Origin of the sequence: Micromonospora sp. CA-269861 (assembly GCF_050948505.1) — a bacterium.
In the GTDB taxonomy this organism is placed as follows: Bacteria; Actinomycetota; Actinomycetes; order Mycobacteriales; family Micromonosporaceae; genus Micromonospora.
Map to the genome: position 1 here is coordinate 547,402 of NZ_CP192014.1, position 19,129 is coordinate 566,530.

At 71.9% G+C, this 19,129-nt stretch carries 17 protein-coding genes and 1 riboswitch; of the genes, 11 read left to right on the forward strand and 6 right to left on the reverse strand.

Annotated features, from left to right (window positions below; all coding sequences use genetic code 11):
* Positions 1-1,398 carry a type VII secretion integral membrane protein EccD gene (eccD, locus tag ACQP0U_RS02600; RefSeq protein WP_433315420.1) on the reverse strand — a complete coding sequence of 466 codons (1,398 nt, stop codon included), beginning with the start codon at positions 1,396-1,398 and terminating at the stop codon, positions 1-3.
* A 166-nt stretch (positions 1,399-1,564) separates the two neighbouring features.
* Between eccD and eccCa the strand changes: the two genes are divergently transcribed.
* From eccCa to ACQP0U_RS02615, 3 genes are all read left to right on the forward strand, one after another.
* Positions 1,565-5,530 (forward strand): type VII secretion protein EccCa, encoded by a 3,966-nt coding sequence (gene eccCa, locus ACQP0U_RS02605; RefSeq protein ID WP_433315422.1) that lies wholly within the window; start codon positions 1,565-1,567, stop codon positions 5,528-5,530.
* Positions 5,531-5,735: 205 nt separating this feature from the next.
* Entirely contained in the window at positions 5,736-6,044 is a 309-nt protein-coding gene (locus ACQP0U_RS02610; protein WP_030329557.1) for a WXG100 family type VII secretion target, read from the forward strand.
* A 25-nt stretch (positions 6,045-6,069) separates the two neighbouring features.
* On the forward strand, positions 6,070-6,348 hold the full coding sequence (locus ACQP0U_RS02615; RefSeq protein WP_030329555.1) for a WXG100 family type VII secretion target: 279 nt from the start codon (positions 6,070-6,072) through the stop codon (positions 6,346-6,348).
* 85 nt (positions 6,349-6,433) lie between these two features.
* On the opposite strand, the gene mycP is transcribed toward ACQP0U_RS02615, so the two are convergent.
* The gene (gene mycP, locus ACQP0U_RS02620) at positions 6,434-7,663 is read right to left on the reverse strand and encodes a type VII secretion-associated serine protease mycosin (RefSeq protein WP_433315424.1); all 1,230 of its coding nucleotides are present in this window, start codon (positions 7,661-7,663) and stop codon (positions 6,434-6,436) included.
* A gap of 51 nt (positions 7,664-7,714) precedes the next feature.
* Complete coding sequence (locus tag ACQP0U_RS02625) at positions 7,715-8,050, reverse strand: helix-turn-helix transcriptional regulator (protein WP_433315426.1); 336 nt, start codon at positions 8,048-8,050, stop codon at positions 7,715-7,717.
* Positions 8,051-8,278: 228 nt separating this feature from the next.
* Here ACQP0U_RS02625 and ACQP0U_RS02630 point away from each other — a divergent pair, with 228 nt between their 5' ends.
* Positions 8,279-9,007: a carbonic anhydrase gene (locus ACQP0U_RS02630; protein ID WP_433315428.1), complete on the forward strand. Its 729-nt coding sequence runs from the start codon at positions 8,279-8,281 to the stop codon at positions 9,005-9,007.
* 56 nt (positions 9,008-9,063) lie between these two features.
* Here ACQP0U_RS02630 and ACQP0U_RS02635 read toward each other — a convergent pair whose 3' ends face one another.
* Positions 9,064-10,083, reverse strand: a complete 1,020-nt coding sequence (locus ACQP0U_RS02635) for a coiled-coil domain-containing protein (RefSeq protein WP_433315430.1) — start codon at positions 10,081-10,083, stop codon at positions 9,064-9,066.
* Between the two features lie 4 nt (positions 10,084-10,087).
* Positions 10,088-10,218, reverse strand: a riboswitch (cyclic di-AMP (ydaO/yuaA leader).
* A gap of 166 nt (positions 10,219-10,384) precedes the next feature.
* Entirely contained in the window at positions 10,385-11,755 is a 1,371-nt protein-coding gene (locus ACQP0U_RS02640) for a YibE/F family protein (protein WP_433315432.1), read from the reverse strand.
* Positions 11,756-12,067: 312 nt separating this feature from the next.
* On the opposite strand from ACQP0U_RS02640, the gene ACQP0U_RS02645 reads away from it, so the two are divergent.
* Positions 12,068-14,188: a copper-translocating P-type ATPase gene (locus ACQP0U_RS02645; protein ID WP_433315434.1), complete on the forward strand. Its 2,121-nt coding sequence runs from the start codon at positions 12,068-12,070 to the stop codon at positions 14,186-14,188.
* On the opposite strand, the gene ACQP0U_RS02650 is transcribed toward ACQP0U_RS02645, so the two are convergent.
* A complete protein-coding gene (locus ACQP0U_RS02650) occupies positions 14,172-14,468 on the reverse strand; it encodes a metal-sensitive transcriptional regulator (RefSeq protein ID WP_030329541.1) in 297 nt (98 codons plus the stop codon). The two genes, ACQP0U_RS02645 and ACQP0U_RS02650, sit on opposite strands and share 17 nt — an antisense overlap.
* A gap of 95 nt (positions 14,469-14,563) precedes the next feature.
* On the opposite strand from ACQP0U_RS02650, the gene ACQP0U_RS02655 reads away from it, so the two are divergent.
* From ACQP0U_RS02655 to ACQP0U_RS02680, 6 genes are all read left to right on the forward strand, one after another.
* Complete coding sequence (locus tag ACQP0U_RS02655; protein WP_238681977.1) at positions 14,564-14,773, forward strand: heavy-metal-associated domain-containing protein; 210 nt, start codon at positions 14,564-14,566, stop codon at positions 14,771-14,773.
* Between the two features lie 13 nt (positions 14,774-14,786).
* Positions 14,787-15,734 (forward strand): hypothetical protein, encoded by a 948-nt coding sequence (locus tag ACQP0U_RS02660; protein ID WP_433315437.1) that lies wholly within the window; start codon positions 14,787-14,789, stop codon positions 15,732-15,734.
* A gap of 12 nt (positions 15,735-15,746) precedes the next feature.
* Positions 15,747-17,993 carry a heavy metal translocating P-type ATPase gene (locus ACQP0U_RS02665; RefSeq protein ID WP_433315439.1) on the forward strand — a complete coding sequence of 749 codons (2,247 nt, stop codon included), beginning with the start codon at positions 15,747-15,749 and terminating at the stop codon, positions 17,991-17,993.
* A gap of 74 nt (positions 17,994-18,067) precedes the next feature.
* Complete coding sequence (locus tag ACQP0U_RS02670) at positions 18,068-18,241, forward strand: CsbD family protein (RefSeq protein ID WP_433315441.1); 174 nt, start codon at positions 18,068-18,070, stop codon at positions 18,239-18,241.
* A gap of 163 nt (positions 18,242-18,404) precedes the next feature.
* On the forward strand, positions 18,405-18,752 hold the full coding sequence (locus ACQP0U_RS02675; protein ID WP_433315443.1) for an ArsR/SmtB family transcription factor: 348 nt from the start codon (positions 18,405-18,407) through the stop codon (positions 18,750-18,752).
* Positions 18,749-19,018, forward strand: a complete 270-nt coding sequence (locus tag ACQP0U_RS02680) for a hypothetical protein (RefSeq protein ID WP_433315445.1) — start codon at positions 18,749-18,751, stop codon at positions 19,016-19,018. The genes ACQP0U_RS02675 and ACQP0U_RS02680 overlap by 4 nt, the downstream gene beginning before the upstream one ends.
* The last annotated feature ends 111 nt before the right edge of the window (positions 19,019-19,129 follow it).

The following is a 19,129-nucleotide window of genomic DNA, read 5'->3' on the forward strand; positions in this document are numbered from 1 at the left end:
TCAGGGTCGGAGGTTGACGATCCAGCCGTAGAGGCCGCAGACCCAGAAGACGAGCGGCACCAGCGAGATGATGAGCAGGATCTCGGCGATGTCGAGCAGCCGGCCCCAGACCGGCGAGATGCGCTTGCCGGCGACGGTCAGACCGTAGATCAGACTGATCACGGCGGCGAGCACCAGCCCACCCAGGATCAGGCCGAGCCGGACCGGCATCGACCCGTCGGCGAAGGTGGTCGCGGCGGCCAGGCCCAGACCCACGGTCCCGGCCAACAGCACCGGGGTGCGCTGGGCCCGGCCCAGGAGGGGGCGAGCCCGTAGCAGCGCCAGCAGGGCCAGCACCAGGCACAGCAACACCGCTGGCAGACGCCCGTCCAGGGCCAGCACGAGTTGCGCGCCCAGCACCAGCAGGGACACGGTCCACAGCAGACCGGTCAGGAACTGGTCGGCGCGCTCACTCTGCTGGAGCACCTGCCGGCCGTCGACCGACTCGCTGTCGGTCTTCAGGTCCTCCGGGCCGGTAGGGATCGACGGCACCGGCAGCCGGGCCAGCCGGTAGGCCATCATCGGCAGCGCCGGCACGACGCCGAACGCGACGGCCGCGACCACCGCGGCGGAGGCCGCCGCGTCGAGGCCGAGGACCAGGGAGAGGATCGCGCCCAGGCCGGTCGCGGCAGCGACCCCGATCGCGGCGAAGAAGAGAGGGTACCGGTCGCCGACCGCCAGCACGGCCACCGCACCGGCCACCACCGCGGCGGTGGCCGCGAGCAGGACATGCGGACTGGCCAGCTCGGTCAGCGAGCGATCGCCGGCGAGCAGCAGCAGCCCGCCGGTGGCCGCGTGCACAAGGCCGACCAGGGCCAGCACCGCGCCGATGCCGCTGTCACCGGCGGCCCTGGAGAGCACCGCGGCGCCCACCAGCAGCGCCACCGCGACCAGCAGCGCGGCCATCGCGCCGGGCAGGTGCGGCGGGCCGGCGAAGAGCGCGGCCAGCGCGCCGGCGCCGAACGCCGCCGCCGCGAAGACCACCGCGAACGAGCGGGTCGCGCCGACCTGCCAGGCACCGGGACGCTGGTTGGTCGCGGTGGCGACCGCGTCCACCACGTCGTCGAAGACGATCTCCGGTGCGGCGTCGGACCGGGGATTGAAGTAGAGCACCTCGCCGTCCCGGACGCTGAGCTGCGCTGCGGTACGACCACCGTCGAGGGGCGCACCGCCCAACCGGGACAACGCCCAGCCGCCGTGCCGCGCACCCTCATCGGCCATGTCCTCGCCCGCGTAGCGCAGCAGGGTGGGGAGCAGGTCCGCCATCGGCACGTCCGACGGCAGTGCCAGATCCATCCGGGTACGCGGAGCCACGATGGTGATCCGGCTCAGACCACCGGTCGCCGTCTTCGTCGCCACAGTGGCCTCCAGGTGTGCGTCTGTGATCGGCTGGCTGTGATGCTGCGGTCCGGGTCCACCGCGCACACGGCAGATTACCTACGATGACGGGCACGTACGATGCCCACCCGCGGGCGATGTTCCGCGGCCGCACGTCATCAGGGCCGCTTCTGGGGAGGAGACAGCCGTGAGCACGGTGGTGTTCCGCCGGCTCCCGCGTCAGCCGGGGCCGGCCTTACCGCGCGGCGAGGTGCTGCTGGAGTCACCTCCCGAGCTGCCGGAGCCGACGCCGCGCGGGATGGGGCAGCTGCTCATGATCCTGCCGATGTTCTGCGGGGTCGGCGCGATGGCGTTCCTCTACGCCGGCAAGGGCGGCGGCATGATGACGTACGTCGCCGGTGGTCTGTTCGGTGTCTCGATGCTCGGCATGGCGATCGGCTCGCTGGCCAACAGCGGTGGCAAGGACAAGGCCGAGCTGAACGCCGATCGCCGCGACTACATGCGCTACCTGGCGCAGATGCGCAAGCGCACCCGACGCGCGGCCGAGCAGCAGCGGGCGGCGATGGCCTGGCGGCACCCGGAGCCCGACGCGCTCTGGTCGATCGCCGCGTCCCGGCGACTCTGGGAGCGGCGGATCACCGAGGACGACTTCGGTGAGACCCGGATCGCCCTCGGCCCGCAGCGGCTCGCCGTGGAGATCGTCCCACCGGAGACGAAGCCGGTGGAGGACCTGGAGCCGATGAGCGCCATCGCTCTGCGCCGGTTCGTCCGTGCACACTCCACGGTCCCTGATCTGCCGACCGCGCTGTCGGTGCGCGCGTTCAGTCGGGTGGTGCTGCGCGGCGACCGCGAGCCCGTGCTCGATCTGACCCGGGCGGCGCTGGGGCAGTTGGCCACCTTCCACGCACCGGACGACCTGGTGATCGCGGTGGTCGCCGCACCCGACCGGCAGTCGTCCTGGGGCTGGGTGAAGTGGCTGCCACACGCCCACCACAGTGGTCGTACCGACGCGGCCGGCGCGCGCCGGCTGGTCTTCGCGAGCCTGGCCGAGGCGGAGGCGTCGCTCACCGCCGAGTTGGCCGGGCGGCCCCGGTTCGCACCGGAGGCCAAGCCGCTGACCACCGCCCCGCACCTGGTCGTGGTGATCGACGGCGGGGAGATCTCACCGACCTGTCAGCTGGTGGGCCCGGGGCTGCTCGGCGCCACCGTGATCGACCTCTCCGGGACGGTGCCGCGCGACGCCGGCCGCTGGCTGCTCTGCCTCGACGTGGGTGACGGAAGCTCGCTCGACCTGGTCCGGGGCAGCTCGTCGTCGACGCTGGGTCGGCCCGACCGGCTCAGCGCCGAGGCCGCCGAGGGGCTGGCCCGACAGATCGCCCCCTTCCGGCTCTCCCAGCAGCAGACCGGCGGCGACGAGCCGCTGGCCCGCAGCACCGAGCTGCCGGACCTGCTCGGCGTCGGTGACGCCGCGGCGGTGGACGTGCAGAACACCTGGCGTCCACGCGGTCACCGCGATCGGCTGCGCATCCCGCTCGGCGTCGGCCCGGACGGCAACGTGGTCGAACTCGACTTCAAGGAGTCGGCGCACGAGGGCATGGGCCCGCACGGTCTGGTGATCGGTGCGACCGGGTCCGGCAAGAGCGAGCTGCTGCGTACGGTGGTGGCCGCGTTGGCGGTGACCCACTCGTCGGAGGAACTGAACTTCGTCCTGGTGGACTTCAAGGGCGGTGCGACCTTCGCCTCGTTGGAGGCGCTGCCGCACACCAGCGCGGTGATCACCAACCTGGCCGACGAGCTGCCTCTCGTCGACCGGATGCGCGACGCGCTCGCCGGTGAGATGGTGCGACGGCAGGAGCTGCTGCGGGCGGCCGGCAACTACGTCTCCCGCTTCGAGTACGAGAAGGCGCGCTCGGCCGGTGAGCCGTTGGCCCCGATGCCCAGCCTGCTGATCATCTGTGACGAGTTCAGCGAACTGCTCGCCGCCAAACCGGACTTCATCGACCTGTTCGTGATGATCGGCCGGCTGGGTCGGTCCCTCGGCGTGCACCTGCTGCTCGCCAGCCAGCGCCTCGAAGAGGGCAAGCTGCGGGGCCTCGACACGCACCTGTCGTACCGGATCGGTCTGCGGACGTTCTCCGCTGTGGAGAGCCGGATCGTGCTCGGCGTACCGGACGCGTACGAGTTGCCGAACGCGCCGGGCCACGGCTATCTGAAGACGGACACCAGCACCATGCTGCGGTTCCGGGCCGCGTACGTGTCGGGGGCGTACCGGGCGCCGGGGCAGCAGGCCTCCGCCTCGCAGGCGCTGGTGCAGCGGCGGATCGTGCCGTACGGCCTCGACTTCGTTCCGGTGCAGGTCCCGCAGGTGCCGGTGGACACCGCCCCGGAGCCGGAGCAGCCGGCCGACGGCAAGGCCGTGGCGATGCTCGACGTGCTGATCGACCAACTCAAGGGTCGGGGCCGGCCGGCCCACCAGGTGTGGCTGCCGCCGCTGGCCGACCCGCCGGGCCTCGGTGAGCTGCTCGGCCCGCTGGCGGTCGACCCGACCTACGGGCTCTGCACCGCGTCCTGGCCGGGGCGCGGACGGCTGACCGTGCCGGTCGGCGTCGTGGACCGCCCCTACGAGCAGCGCCGGGACCCGATGATGGTCGAGCTGGCCGGGGCCGGCGGCAACGTGGTCATCGTCGGTCGGTCGCTGAGTGGCAAGAGCACGATGCTGCGTACGCTGCTCGCCTCGCTGGCGCTCACGCACACGCCGCGGGAGGTGCAGTTCTTCTGCCTGGACTTCGGCGGGGGCGCGCTGCGCAGCATGGAGCGGTTGCCGCACCTGGCCGGGGTGGCCGGTCGGCGGGACGTCGAGGCGGTCCGGCGGACGGTGGCCGAGGTGGTCGCGGTTCTGGACGACCGGGAGAGTCGTTTCGCCCAGCACGGCATCGACTCGGTGGCGAGCTACCGCCGCCGCCGTGCCGCTGGCGAGTTCGCGGATGACCCGTTCGGCGACGTGTTCCTGGTGGTGGACGGGTGGAACACGCTGCGCCAGGAGTACGAGGAGTTGGAGCAGACCATCACCACGTTGGCCAACCGGGGCCTTGGCTTCGGTGTGCACGTGGTGCTCACCGCCGTGCGGTGGGCCGAGATCCGGATCAACATGCGGGATCTGCTCGGCACCAAGTTGGAGCTGCGCCTCGGCGACGCGTCCGAGTCCGAGATCGACCGCCGCGCGGCGAACAACGTGCCGGAGAAGTCGCCGGGCCGGGGTCTGACCCGGGACAAGCTGCACTTCCTCACCGCCATCTCGCGGATCGACGGTCGCCGCGACATCGACGATCTGAGTGAGGCCTCACTGTCCCTGGCTGGGCACGTGGCGGCGAACTGGCCGGGTCGCCCGGCGCCGAAGGTGCGGTTGCTGCCGCGCCGGCTGCCGGTGGCGGAGCTGGCCCGGATCATCGACCGGTCGGCACCCGGGATTCCGATCGGTGTCAACGAGTCGGCACTCGCGCCGGTCTACCTGGACCTGGCCAACGAGCCGCACCTCACGGTCTTCGGCGACGCGGAGTGTGGCAAGACCAACCTGCTGCGCCTGATCGCCCGGGGGATCACCGAGCGGTACACGCCGGCGCAGGCCCGGCTGGTGATCGCCGACTACCGGCGTGGCCTGCTGGGGGCGGTGGAGGGCGACCATCTGCTCGACTACGCCCCGTCGAATCAGGCGTTCGCCCAGGGGCTCGGGTCGATCCGCAACGCGCTCTCCAACCGACTGCCCGGCCCCGACGTGACCACCGCCCAGCTCCGCGACCGGAGCTGGTGGAAGGGTCCGGACCTGTACATCCTGGTGGACGACTACGACCTGGTGGCCTCGGGCGGCAGCAACCCGCTCAGCGCCCTGCAGGAGTTGTTGCCGCAGGCCCGTGACATCGGTCTGCACCTGATCGTCACGCGTCGGGTCGGCGGTGTGTCCAGGGCACTCTACGAGCCGGTGCTGCAACGGCTGCGCGAGCTGGACTCGCCGGGCATGCTGATGTCCGGCAACCGGGAGGAGGGCGCGGTCTTCGGCACGTTGCGACCGAGCCCGCAACCGCCGGGCCGGGGCACCCTGGTCCGCCGTCGCGATGGCCAGCAGCTGATTCAGACCGCCTGGTCCGAGCCGGCCTGAGCGCGGTCGGTCGTTCGGTAGGTGGTGGTGGGCCGTCTCGGCCCGATTCACCACCATCCATCGAACGTCACCGGTCAGGGCTGCGGGGCCTGGACAGGTTCCGCTACGGTCTTCACAGGAGTGTCCGTCGGTGGGGTGTTGCTGCCTTGCCGCGGGGGAGGGGTGCGGCGAAGCCGCCACCACAACAGACGGAAGGGTGTGAAGCATGGCGTTCGAGGTCGAAGCTGCGACTCTGCATACCGCCGCGAGTGACGTGCGGTCCACGCGCAGCGAGGTCGACGGCGAGCTGAAGAAGCTGTGGAACGTTGTCGATGACCTGGCCATCGCGTGGAAGGGTCAGGCGTCCACGGGCTTCCAGTCGCTGATGACGCGCTGGAACGAGGACACCGTCAAACTGCTGACGGCGATGGACAGCATCGCTGACCTGCTCGACAAGTCGGGTACGACGCACCAGGTCAACGACGAAGAGCAGCAGCAGATGCTGGACAAGTTCCACTCTGCTCTCAACCCGTGATCCGCAGCCGGCAGAGGAGGAAATCGTGACGATCAAAGTTGACTATGCGGTCCTCGAGAGCAGCAACCAGCAGATGCAGGCCATCTCGAAGACCCTCGAGGAAAAGCTTGACACGCTGCGGTCGATGCTGACCAAGCTGCACTGGGACGGCGAGGACCGGGTTGCCTACGAGCAGCACCAGGCGAAGTGGGACGCGGCGGTCCGGGACATCAACCGGATCCTGAACGAGATCGGCGGTGCCGTCGGCATCGCCCGCGAGAACTACCTCACCACGGAGATGAGCAACTCCAAGGTGTGGAGCTGAGGCATTCGCCCGAGCGGCTCCGGTCCGGTTCATCCGGCCCGGAGCCGCTCTGCGTTGGCGTCGGCACCGCGCGGCGGTGCCCCACTCAGCCGGCGGTTGGTGCGTCGGTGCGTCGGCCGGGGCGCCAGTCGCGTCGGCGGCCCCGGGCCATGATCGGTCGCGCGACCAGCAGCAGCCCGGCGAGCAGCCCGCCGATGACCGCCGCCCAGATCGCGGCGGTGCGCTGCCAGCTCAGCGGGTCGTCCCGCACGGCAGGTGCCGGGAGCGCGCCGAGGGGCGGGTTCGCCCGGGTGCCGAGCAGGCTCGACACCGCCCGGTACGGGTTGACAGTCCCGTAGCCGATCTCGGCGTTCTGACCCTCGGGTGGGTTGTCCGCGGTGCGCTTCAGCCGATCGGCGACCTGCTGCGGGTTGAGTTTCGGGTAGGCGGACCGGACCAGCGCGGCCACTCCCGAGACGTACGCGGCGGCGTAGCTGGTGCCGCCCTCCGGCACGGTGCGGTAACCGGTGTTTCCGGGCGCCGGCCCGACGATGTTCATCCCCGGTGCGGCGATGTCGACGTAGTCTCCGGTGATCGAGGTGCCGACGTGGCTCCCCTGCTCGTCCACCCCGCCGACCGCGATCACCCCGGGGTACGCGGCCGGGTAACCCGGCAGGTTCTGCGAATCTTCCGACCGGTTGCCCGCGGCGGCGACAAGCACCACCCCCTTGGCCAGGGCGCGCTCGACGGCCGCCGTCAGTTCGGGGCGGGGGATCGTCGTCAGGGACAGGTTGATCACGTCGGCGCCCTGCTCGACGGCCCAGTCGATGGCCGCCGCGATCTGCGCGGGAAGCTGCGGGTTGTTGACCGTCCCGAGTTGTTGCAGGACCCGGATCGGCAGGATGCGGGCAGCCGGGGCGATGCCGCTGAAGGGGACGACTGTGCCCTCCCGCCCCGCGATGATGCCGGCGATCAGCGTGCCGTGCCCGGCCTCGTCGCACTGCCCCTGCTGGGCCGCAAGGCCGTTGAAGTCGCGACCTTCGAGAACCTGGCCCTTGAGCAGCGGGTGGACGGCGGAGACTCCGGAGTCGATCACGGCCACGGTGACCCCGGCGCCCCGGGACAGCGGCCACGCCGAGGACGGCTCCAGCCGGCGTAGCGCCCACGGCATCTGGGTCAGGCCCTCCGCGCCCCTGGGGCCGCACAGGGGCGGTGCGGCGGCCGCGGGGGTGGGTGCCACCAGGCCGGCGCCGAGCAGGGCCGCCAGCGCTCCACTGAGGACGCCGCGAAGGGCACGTCGGGACGGGGTCGCGCTCAACGGCGGGCATTCGCGCACCCGCAAAGGTTACCGCCGTGACCGTCGGGCAGCGGCCCCCGGTGACGAGGGTCAGGCCCCCGGGTGTGCCTTCGCGGTGGGAGTGTCGGCGAACAGCGCGAGCAGGTCGCCCACCTGCCGGTCGGCCTCGGCGGGGTGCCGGAACCGGCCGGCCGGGTTGAGGGTGTACTCGTTGCGTCGTCCGACGCGGGTGCGGTGCAGGTAACCGCCCGCCTCCAGGTCGGCGACGATCGCCTGCGCGGCCCGTTCGGTGACGCCGACCTCGGCCGCGACGTCGCGCAGCCGGGCGGTCGGATCGCGGGCGATGGCCAGCAGCACGTGCCCGTGGTTGGTGAGGAACGTCCAGTTCCGTCCGCCGCCGGTGTCGCCCGTCACCGTGCTCGCCATCGCATGACCGCCTTTCCGGATGTCCGCCTGCCCTCGCGAGATTCTTGTCCGCCCTGCCCCCGGGAAGGTTGCCCAGGGGGCGACCGGCGTCAACCTATGAAATCTAAATCACGCATACCTTGACGCATCTTACGGTGCGTGTGACGGTGGAACACGAGCCAGCGCCCCGCCGCCCGGCCGGCGGAAAGCCGGCTTGACCAGGTGAGATGCGTCGAGACGAGGTGCGGGATGAGTCATACCGGGAACTCCGGCGGTCAGCCGGGTTCGCAGCGGACCACCGACCGGGCGTCCGCGCTCAGCGAGCCGACCCGGGCGTACGCCGAGCTGGTCGCCGGCAACCGGCGCTTCGTCGGTGGCGCCCCCCGCCACCCCAACCAGGACGCCGGGCACCGGGCCGCGGTGGCCGACGGGCAGCACCCGTTCGCGGTGATCGTCGGCTGCTCCGACTCCCGGCTCGCCGCCGAGATCATCTTCGACCGGGGGCTGGGCGACCTGTTCGTGGTCCGCACCGCCGGGCACACCGCCGGCCCTGAGGTGCTCGGCAGCGTCGAGTACGCGGTGACCGTGCTCGGCACTCCGCTGGTGGTGGTGCTCGGCCACGACTCGTGCGGCGCGGTGCAGGCCGCCCGAGAGTCCGCCGCGACCGGTACCGCACCGAGTGGCCACCTGCGCGCGGTTGTCGACGCCGTGCTGCCCAGCCTGCGCCGGGCCGAGGCCGAGGGCGTGGACGACATCGACGGCATCGTCGACATCCACATTGCACAGACCGTCGAGACGCTGCTCGGTCAGTCCCCCGTGCTGGCCGACGAGGTGGCGCGGGGGCGGTGCGCGGTGGTGGGGGTGTCCTACCGGCTGGCCGCCGGAGCGGTGCGCCCGGTGGCCGCCGTGCCGGCTGGCTTCGCGACGCTGGACGCCCCGACCGGATCGCTGGAGTCGACCGACCCCGCCACCGTCTGACGCGACGAGGGCCGCTCCGCGTCACACGGAACGGCCCTCGACGGGGATCGTGCGGGTCAGAGCAGCGACATGTGAACGTGGTCGGTGTGGTTCGACGGCCCGCTGTACGAGCTCCAGCCGGTGGCCGGGAACCAGATCTGCCGGTTCCAGATCACGTAGTAGATGCCGAGCCGGTCGGCGTTACGGATGAGGAACGCGGCGACGTTGTTGCCGTACGTCCGGGTGTCGTTGTTGTGCCACGGCGAGAAGCCGCTCTTCTGGAGCGACCAGTCGCAGGCGCGGCCCTTCGGGTGCTCCCACGGCCCGCCGGAGCGGTAGCAGCCGACGAACCGGTTGAAGCCGGCCGCCTTGACCTCCTTGTACGCGTGCAGCGTGCGCGGGGTGACGCAGCCGGACGTGGTGGGGTCGTTCTCGCTGCACGACTGGGGCTTCCAGTCACCGTCGGCCGTGCGACCAGGGCCGATCTTCGCGACCTTGGAGGTGGCATCCACCAGCCCGCCGGTGAAACCCTTGCCGCCGACGAGGGAGAGCGCCTTGTCGGCCTCGCTCTTCCGCTTCGCCATCAGGGCGGTCTGCTTCTGCTGCTCGCGGACCTCGGTGTCGAGGGCCAGCTTGGCCTGCTCGGCGCGGGCCTTCACCTCGTTGACCTCGGAGAGCTTCTTCTCGTTGACCATGTTCATCTCGTCGAGCATCCCGGCGCGCTGGACGAACGAGTCGGGCGCTTCGCTCTCCAGCAGCATCGCGACCGCGCCGATCCGACCGGTCCGGTACGCCTGGGCGGCGATCTGCCCGACCTGCGGGGCCAACGCGTCCAGGTCGGCCTTGGCCCGGTTGACCTCCAGCGCCAACTCGCCCTGCCGCTTCTTGGACTTGTCCAGTTTGGACTTGGCGGCGGAGTAGTCGCGGTTGGCCTGCTCGATGACGTCGTTGAGCAGCTTGGGCTCGCCGTCCTCCTCGTGCCCGGACGGTGTGGGATTCGTCGGGGCGGCCTGCGCCGGGAGGGGCCCGGCGAGCACGGTCAGTGCGGCGATCACGGCCACCACGGGTGTCAACCAGCGGCGTAGGGGTGCCGTCACAATGTTCCCTTCCGTCGACCGCCGACCGGGTTAGCTGACGGGTTCGGGGCGGAAGTGGCCCCTACCGCTGACGCGGATTCACCCCACGTACCTGGGTCCCCGGCTCGCCGGTTGGCGATTGGGCGGTGGCACCGCAGGCGCCGCTTCGCGCCTTCATCGGTAACCGGCAGCGAGGTTACCCGAGAGTCGACCGGGTGAGCTACGCCTGGATGCCGACCAAATGCGTCATTTCGCCATAGCGTTAAGTGACCAGTGACGTGGTTCTCAGGGTGGATGCCCGATCTGGTCACGCTGAGGAGTGTCACCATGCCGTATCCGTGCTCCTGTTCGACTCCGGCCACCTGTCGGTGGCCTCGGATGGGGGTGTGGTCCGCGGCTGGTCCGGCTCGTCGGAGCCGGCCGTTCGCGGTGAGATGAGTGCCGCCAGCGCCTCCGAGCGGTCCGGCTGGGGTCGCGGGGCGGGAGCATCGGTGGACGCCGTCGCATCGGCGCGTCCGGCGGCGGTCACCACCGCGGCCAGCCCGGTGGTCAGCGGCACGGCGGCGATCAGACCGAGGGTGGCGACCGCGCTGCGGACGATCTCCTGCGCGAGGAACTCGCTGGTGAGGATCTGCCCGATCGGTCGCGAGTCGGCGGTGAGCAGGAGCAGCAGGGGCAGCGACGCGCCCGCGTACGCCAGCACGATGGTGTTGACAGTGGAGGCGATGTGCGCGCGGCCGACCCGGGTGGCCGCACGGTACAGCTGCAACCGGCTCAGCCCGGGGTTGGCGTTCGCCAGCTCGGTGACGGTGGCCGCCTGGGTGACCGTCACGTCGTCGAGCACCCCGAGCGATCCGATGATGATCCCGGCGAGCAGCAGACCGTGCAGGTCCACGTCGCCCTGGAACATCGACAGGGTGGTGGCGTCTTCGCTGCCGAAGCCGGTGAGGTGGGTCGCGGCCGTGGCGATGGTGGCGAGCACGCCGGTCAGCACCAGGCTGCCCAGGGTGCCGAGCACCGCGACCGAGGTCTGTGCGGTGACCCCGTGCGTCAGATAGAGCACCACGAACATGATCAGGGCCGCGCCGACCACCGCCACCAGCAGTGGTGACCTGCCGGCGGCGATACCCGGCAGCACGAAGGTGAGCAGGATGGCGAAGCTGGCGGCCAGCCCGGCGAGCGCGGCCAGACCCCGCCACCTACCGAACGCGACGATCGCTGCCGCGAAGACCACCGCCAGCCACACCATCGGCGTGCCGCGTTGGTGCTCGGCGATGTTCCAGTTGCTGATGGTGGGGTCGGTCGGATCGTCCAGCTCGACCAGGATGATCTCGTCGCCGACCTCGACGCGGGGTGCGCCGGGCCCGTCGGGCACCGGTGTCTGCACCTGCTGGCCGGCGGCCGGCCCGTCGTCCACGCGGACGTCGACAGTGCCGCACCGCCCGTCGCCGACCCTCGGTGTGCCCTCGGGGACCGACGGCAGTTGCGGGCACGGCTCGCTCACCACCCGGGTGACAGTGCCGGGATAGCGCGGCACGTCCGCGCCACCGTCGGTCTGCGGTGACCCGCCGCGCGGCCAGAGCAGCGCTGCGGCGAGCACGGTGGCCACGAAGAGGGGCACCACAGTCACGACGAGGATCCGTCGCACCCTCGGTGAGGCGGACGGAGCGGGGTGAGTGTGGTCGGCGGCCAAGGTCAGACTCCCAACGATCCGGTGCGGGGTACGGGTCAGCGGGCCGGGCGGTTCACCGTTGCGGTGGGAAACGCGGCGGACGGCGGGGCGGATCGCTGCCTGACGACCGCTTGATCACGGACGGTCAGTGCTCGGCCCGATCGGCCGGAGGCGACGCCACGTCGTGGCGACGCCGGTGCCCGACTGTGCAGCGGGATACGGAGGGCCATCGTGGGAGATGCTAGCCAGCCCGTCCGGGGGTTGCAGGTCGTGGCGGAGTGTCGGGCGGCCGAACCGCGCGCGCGGCGGTCCCGGGGACGGCATGTTGGAGCCATGTCCGCTCCGTCACCGCCCGACCCCGACCACGCGCACCGCGCCGGACCCGAGCCGCACGACACGCACGCCGGGCATGAGAAGCACGACAAGCCAACCGGGCACGACAGGCACGCCGGGCACGATCCGGAGATGTTCCGCCGCCGGTTCTGGGTCTGCCTGGTGTTGACCGTCCCGGTGGTGCTGACGAGTCATCTCGTGTCGGACCAGCTGGGCCTGGCCGGGGACAGCGTCCCCGGCCGGTCCTGGGTGGGCCCGGTGCTCGGCTCGGTGGTGTTCTGGTGGGGTGGTTGGCCGTTCCTCGTCGGTGCGGTCCGGGAGGTGCGGGACCGGACGCCCGGGATGATGCTGCTTGTCGCGATGGCGATCACCGTCGCCTACACCGCGTCCCTGGCGACCAGTGTCGGTGTCTTCGACCTGGACTTCTGGTGGGAGCTGGCCGCGCTTGTCACCATCATGCTGCTCGGGCACTGGCAGGAGATGAAGGCTATCGGGCAGGCCCGGGGAGCGCTGGCGGCGCTGGCCGCGCTGCTCCCGGACGAGGCCGAACGGGTGGATGCGGACGGGCGGGTCGAGGCGGTGCCGGTGACCGGTCTGCGGATCGGCGACGTGGTGCTGGTCCGGCCGGGGGGTCGGGTGCCGGCGGACGGCCGGGTCGTCGACGGCGGCGCCGAGCTGGACGAGTCGATGATCACTGGCGAGTCGCGACCGGTAGCCCGGTCGACGGGAGACCGGGTGGTGGCCGGCACCGTCGCCACCGACTCGGCGATCCGGGTGCGCGTCGAGGCGTTGGGTGAGCAGACCGCCCTCGCTGGCATCCAGCGGATGGTCGCCCAGGCCCAGGGCTCCGGTGGACGGGCCCAACTGCTGGCCGACCGGTTCGCCGCCGCGCTGTTCTACCTGGCCACCGGCACCGCCGTGCTGACCGTGCTGGTCTGGACGGCGCTCGGTCAGCCGGACGAGGCGGTGGTCCGCGCGGTCACCGTCCTGGTGATTGCCTGCCCGCACGCGCTGGGTCTCGCCATCCCACTTGTCGTCGCGCTCTCCACCGCGCTCGCCGCACGGTCCGGGATCCTGGTCAAGGACCGGTTGGCCCTGGAGCGGATGCGGACGGTCGGCGCGGTTCTCTTCGACAAGACCGGCACGCTGACCCGGGGTGAGCACGGAGTGACCGACCTGGTGACGGTGCCCGGCGTCGAGCGGGACGAGGTGCTGCGGATCGCGGCCGGCGTCGAGTCGGAGAGCGAACATCCGTTGGCCCGGGCGATCGTGGCGGCGGCCGGGCGCGCCGGTCCGGCCCCTGCCACCGGGTTCCGGTCGCTGCCGGGCCGCGGTGTGCGGGCGACCATCGACGGTACGGAGTACGCGGTGGGCGGGCCGGCGCTGCTGCGGGAACTGGGTCTTCAGCCCCCGGCGGAGGTGGAGGCCGCGACTGGGCGATGGTCGGCGCGGGGTGCGGCGGTGCTGCATCTGGTGCGGCTGCCGGAGGCCGTGCTCAGTGCGTTCGCGTTGACCGACGAGGTGCGTCCGGAGGCCCGACGAGCCGTCGACGAGCTGCGTGCCGAGGGCGTCCGCACCATCGCCATGATCACTGGTGACGCGCGGCCGGTGGCCGAGGCGGTCGCCGCGGACCTCGGCTTCCGACCCGGGGTGGACGAGGTCTTCGCCGAGGTGCTGCCGGCGGAGAAGGACGATCGGGTGGCCGAGCTCCAGCGGCGGGGGTTGGTCGTGGCGATGGTCGGCGACGGTGTGAACGACGCGCCGGCGCTGGCCCGGGCGGACGTGGGCATCGCGATCGGCGCGGGCACCGACGTGGCGATCGAGTCCGCCGGGGTGGTGCTGGCGTCCTCGGACCCGCGCGGGGTGGGGGCAGTGGTCCGGCTGTCCCGGGCGTCGTACCGGAAGATGCGGCAGAACCTGGCCTGGGCGGCCGGCTACAACGTGGTGGCGCTGCCGCTGGCCGCCGGGGTGCTGGCCTGGGCCGGTGTGGCGTTGAGCCCGGCGCTGGCCGCGGTGCTGATGTCGGCGTCCACGATCGTGGTGGCGCTCAACGCGCAGTTGCTGCGCAGGGTTCGTCTGGACCCCGCGTCGGACCGAGGGCCCGTCAGCCGCGCTTCATGAGCCGGCCGACCGCCGCCATCATCTCGGTGGCCATCTCGTCGGCCCGACCCTCGGCGGCGCCCTCGTGCATGCAGTGCCGGGCGTGCCCGTCGAGCAACCCGAGGGCCACCTTGTCGAGGGCGGCCTGGATCGCGGAGATCTGGGTGAGCACGTCGATGCAGTAGCGGTCGTCGTCGACCATCTTCTCGATGCCCCGGACCTGGCCCTCGACGCGGCGGAGCCGCGCGAGCAGCTGATCCTTGCTGGCGGTGTATCCGCGGATCGGGGTGGGTGCGGTCATACCGACGAGGATAGCCTACCCCCAGGGGGTATGGTACGGTCGTGTTCCGAGGAGATACCCCCACCGGGTACCGGTACCGCAAAGGAGACGATCCGATGGTCGACACGACGTACCAGGTGCAGGGCATGACCTGTGGGCACTGCGTCAGCGCGGTGAGCGCCGAGGTCGGTGCCATCGCGGGCGTGCGTGATGTCCAGGTCGACCTCGCGGCCGGCCGGGTCACCGTCAGCAGCGATCAGCCACTGGACACCGCGGTTGTCCGGGCCGCCGTCGACGAGGCCGGCTACGACCTCGTCGACGCGTGATCGGCGGGCCGGCGTGCGTACGGTGACGAGACTGGCCGGGTTCGCCGTCGGTCTGGCGGCGGTCTTCGGCGCGACGTACGGGATCGGCCGGGTCGTCGATCCCGCCCCGGTCGCCGAGAGTCAGCACGACGGTGCCGCCGCCCCGACGGCGGACGACCGGAACGCAACGGCCGACCGGCTCCCCGGCGGGCTGCTCGTCTCCGAGCGCGGCTACACCCTCGAACCGGTCGACGCCCCGGCCGGCGAGTTCGCCTTCCGGATCGCCGGCCCGGACGGCCGCCCGGTCACCCGGTACGAGGTGGCGCACGACAAGAAGATGCACCTGATCGTCGCCCGCCGGGACCTCTCCGGCTTCCGCCACGTCCACCCCGCCCTGGCCCCGGACGGCACCTGGCGGGTCGACACCCCGCTGGGCGGCCCCGGGCAGTGGCGGGCGTTCGCCGACTTCACCCCGACCGGGGGTGAGCCGCTGACCCTCGGCGTGGACGTGACAGTCCCCGGCGAGCTGACCGAACGGCAGTTGCCCGCACCGGCGGCCAGCACCACCGTCGACGGCTACACGGTCACCCTGACCGGTGCGCCGCAGCCCGGCCGCACGTCACCACTGACCCTGACCGTCAGCCGGGACGGCCGGCCGGTCACCGACCTGGAGCCCTACCTGGGCGCGTACGGGCACCTGGTGGCACTGCGCCGGGGTGATCTGGCGTACCTGCACGTGCACCCCGACGGGACGCCGGGTGATGGGCGTACCAGGCCCGGCCCGGCCGTCACCTTCCTCGCCGACGTGCCCTCGGCCGGCAGCTACCGGCTCTACCTCGACTTCCAACACGGTGGGCGGGTGCACACCGCCGAGTTCACTGTGGTCGCCGGCGCTGCCACGACCGCGAGCGTCCCCACCCCGAGCGGACCCGCACCGACCGGCGGGGCCGACCACGGCACCCCCGGGCACGGACACAACTGACGGGACCTGACGATGACCACCACCAGCAGACCGCTGCCCGAGGCACCGAACCGGATCGAACTGGCGATCGGCGGGATGACCTGCGCCGCGTGCGCCGCCCGGATCGAGAAGAAACTCAACCGGATGGACGGGGTGAGCGCCACCGTCAACTACGCCACCGAGAAGGCGACAGTCCGGTACGCCGACGGCGTCACCCCGGACGACCTGATCGGGACCGTGCAGAAGACCGGGTACACGGCGGCGCTGCCGGCCCCGCCCAGCGCGGAACCCCCGGTGGACCCGTTGCGGGGCCCGCGTACCCGGCTCTGGGTGTCGGTGGCCCTGAGCGTGCCGGTGGTCCTGCTGGCCATGGTCCCGGCCTGGCAGTTCGACTACTGGCAGTGGTTGTCGCTGACCCTGGCCGCCCCGGTGGTGGTCTGGGGTGGGCTGCCGTTCCACCGGGCCGCCTGGACGAACCTGCGGCACGGCGCGGCCACCATGGACACGCTGGTGTCGGTCGGCACCCTGGCCGCGTTCGGCTGGTCGCTCTGGGCGCTCTTCCTCGGTGATGCGGGTGTGCCCGGGATGACGCACCCGTTCCGTTTCGACATCACCCGGACCGACGGCGCCGGCAACATCTACCTGGAGGCGGCCGCCGGGGTCACCGTGTTCATCCTGGCCGGTCGCTACTTCGAGGCCCGGTCCAAGCGCACCGCCGGCGCCGCCCTGCGCGCCCTGCTCGACCTCGGGGCCAAGGACGTGTCGGTGCTGCGCGACGGCGTGGAGACCCTGATCCCGGTGGACCGGCTCGCCGTCGGCGACCGGTTCGTGGTCCGCCCCGGGGAGAAGATCGCCACCGACGGGGTGGTCGACGAGGGCACCTCCGCGGTCGACGCCAGCATGCTCACCGGTGAGTCGGTGCCGGTCGAGGTCGCCCCGGGCGACGGCGTGGTCGGCGCCACGATCAACGCGGGTGGGCGGCTGATCGTCACCGCTACCCGGGTCGGCGCGGACACCCAGCTCGCCCGGATGGCCGACCTGGTCGAGCAGGCGCAGAGTGGCAAGGCGGCCGTGCAGCGGCTGGCCGACCGGATCTCCGGGGTCTTCGTGCCGATTGTCATCACCCTCGCCGTCGGCACGCTCGGCTGGTGGCTGGGCACCGGGGCCGGCCCGACCGCCGCGTTCACCGCCGCCGTGGCCGTGCTGATCATCGCCTGTCCGTGCGCGCTCGGCCTGGCCACACCGACCGCGCTGCTGGTCGGCACCGGCCGGGGCGCCCAGCTCGGCGTGCTGATCAAGGGACCGGAGGTGCTGGAGTCGACCCGTCGGGTGGACACCGTGGTGCTGGACAAGACCGGCACCGTGACGACCGGCCGGATGACCCTGGTGGACGTGGTGCCGGCGAGCGGTGTGGATCGGGCCGAGCTGCTCCGACTCGCCGGGGCGGTGGAGGCCGCCTCCGAGCACCCGATCGCCCGTGCGGTCGCTGCCGGTGCCACCGACGCGGGCGCGCTGCCCCCGGTGACCGGCTTCGGCAACCTCGAAGGGCTGGGGGTGACCGGCACCGTCGACGGGCGGGCCGTGCTTGTCGGTCGGGTCCGGTTGCTGCGCGAGCGCGAGATCGACGTACCGCCGGAGGTCGAGTGGGCCGTGCGCGACGCGGAGGCCGCCGGCCGTACGGCGATCGTCGCCGGCTGGGACGGACAGGCCCGTGGTGTGCTCGCGGTCGCCGACGTGGTCCGGCCGAGCAGTCGGGCGGCGGTGGCCCGGCTGCGCGGGCTGGGGTTGACCCCGGTCCTGCTGACCGGGGACAACACCACAGTGGCTCGCGCGGTCGCCGCCGAGGTGGGCGTCGACGAGGTGATTGCCGAGGTGCTGCCGGCCGGGAAGGTCGACGTGATCAGGCGGCTCCAGGCCGAGGGGCGGTCGGTGGCGATGGTCGGTGACGGGGTCAACGACGCCCCGGCGCTGGCCCAGGCCGATCTGGGCCTGGCCATGGGCACCGGCACCGACGTGGCGATCGAGGCGGCCGACCTCACCCTCGTCCGGGGCGACCTGGACGCCGCAGTGGACGCCATCCGGCTGTCCCGTCGCACGCTCGGCATCATCCGGGGCAACCTGTTCTGGGCGTTCGGCTACAACGTGGCGGCCCTGCCGTTGGCCGCCGCCGGGCTGCTCAACCCGATGATCGCCGGCGCCACGATGGCGCTGTCCTCGGTCTTCGTGGTGGCGAACAGTCTGCGGCTGCGTCGCTTTCGTCCGGCCGCTGCCGATCTGTGACGACGGTAATGGTTGGACGGGTGACGGCGGGGGTACCTCTGTGGTCGTAGCGACGCTTGCAATGGAGGTTGGCAATGGGTATCGACGACAAGATCAACAACGCCACCGAGGACGCGACCGGCAAGCTGAAGGAAGGCGCCGGTCGGGCCACCGACAACGAGCAGTTGGAGGCGGAGGGTCGCGCTGACCAGTCCACCGCCAAGCTCAAGCAGGCGGGCGAGAAGATCAAGGACGCTCTCAAGAGCTGACGTACGACGTAACCCGCACGCCGGGCCGGTGATCATCACCGGCCCGGCGTGCTGTGTGTCCGGCCTTCTCCGGCGACCCTGAGATCACCCTGATTCCGCTCCCGTGCCGCACCGCCGCGTGGTGGCACCTGCTAACTTTCCTTGGCATGTGCAAGGGCTGGTTATGAGCACCGCTCCACCGCCGACCGGCGACGACCTGGTCCGGGTGCTGGCCACCCTGGCCAACCCGCACCGGCTGCGGGTCGTCGCCGCGTTGGCCCGCGAGCGTGCGTACGTCAGCGGGCTGGCCCGGCAACTGGGCATCAGCCGGGCGCTGTTGCAGGTCCACCTACGGAAGCTGGCGGCGGCCGGGCTGGTCACCGCTCGCCTGGAGTTGTCGGAGGACGGGAAGGCCATGAACTACTACGAGGTGGAGCCGTTCGTGCTCACACTCACCCCCGCGGTCATCGCGGCGGCCGTCGAGACGCTTACCGTGCCCGACTCGGGCGAGCAGCCGGAGGCACAGCGATGAGCGAGCACGACTGGACCGAGGTGGTCGGCGCGATCGGCATCTTCGCCTTCCTGATCAGCGTGGTCACGGTGACCGTCGTGCAGCTCGCCAAGACCCGGCGGGCCCGGTACGAGGCGGACCGCGCGGACGACTACCGCCGGCTCGCCGAGACGGCCGCTCAGGCCCAGGCGGAGAACGCCCGACTGCTCTCGGCGATGGATGGCCGGCTGGGCGGGATGGAGACCCGGATGACCACGCTCGAACGCGTCCTGCGCGAGGTCGACTGACCCGGCGGACGGAAGGCCCCGGGCCGTCGAGCGGCTACTCGACGGCCCGGGTGGAAGCAGCATCACCTCGCCCAGTGGGCGAGTTTCACAGGCAACGCTCCTTCGAGGAGA

Bases quoted from the DNA above. Each gene is read 5' to 3' on its own strand.
- ACQP0U_RS02655 (WP_238681977.1), top strand. From the start codon at position 14,564: ATGGTCGACACGACGTACCAGGTGCAGGGCATGACCTGTGGGCACTGC.
- ACQP0U_RS02680 (WP_433315445.1), top strand. From the start codon at position 18,749: ATGAGCGAGCACGACTGGACCGAGGTGGTCGGCGCGATCGGCATCTTC.
- ACQP0U_RS02645 (WP_433315434.1), top strand. From the start codon at position 12,068: ATGTCCGCTCCGTCACCGCCCGACCCCGACCACGCGCACCGCGCCGGA.
- ACQP0U_RS02665 (WP_433315439.1), top strand. From the start codon at position 15,747: ATGACCACCACCAGCAGACCGCTGCCCGAGGCACCGAACCGGATCGAA.
- ACQP0U_RS02630 (WP_433315428.1), top strand. From the start codon at position 8,279: ATGAGTCATACCGGGAACTCCGGCGGTCAGCCGGGTTCGCAGCGGACC.
- ACQP0U_RS02625 (WP_433315426.1), bottom strand. From the start codon at position 8,050: ATGGCGAGCACGGTGACGGGCGACACCGGCGGCGGACGGAACTGGACG.
- ACQP0U_RS02670 (WP_433315441.1), top strand. From the start codon at position 18,068: ATGGGTATCGACGACAAGATCAACAACGCCACCGAGGACGCGACCGGC.
- ACQP0U_RS02675 (WP_433315443.1), top strand. From the start codon at position 18,405: ATGAGCACCGCTCCACCGCCGACCGGCGACGACCTGGTCCGGGTGCTG.
- ACQP0U_RS02650 (WP_030329541.1), bottom strand. From the start codon at position 14,468: ATGACCGCACCCACCCCGATCCGCGGATACACCGCCAGCAAGGATCAG.
- ACQP0U_RS02610 (WP_030329557.1), top strand. From the start codon at position 5,736: ATGGCGTTCGAGGTCGAAGCTGCGACTCTGCATACCGCCGCGAGTGAC.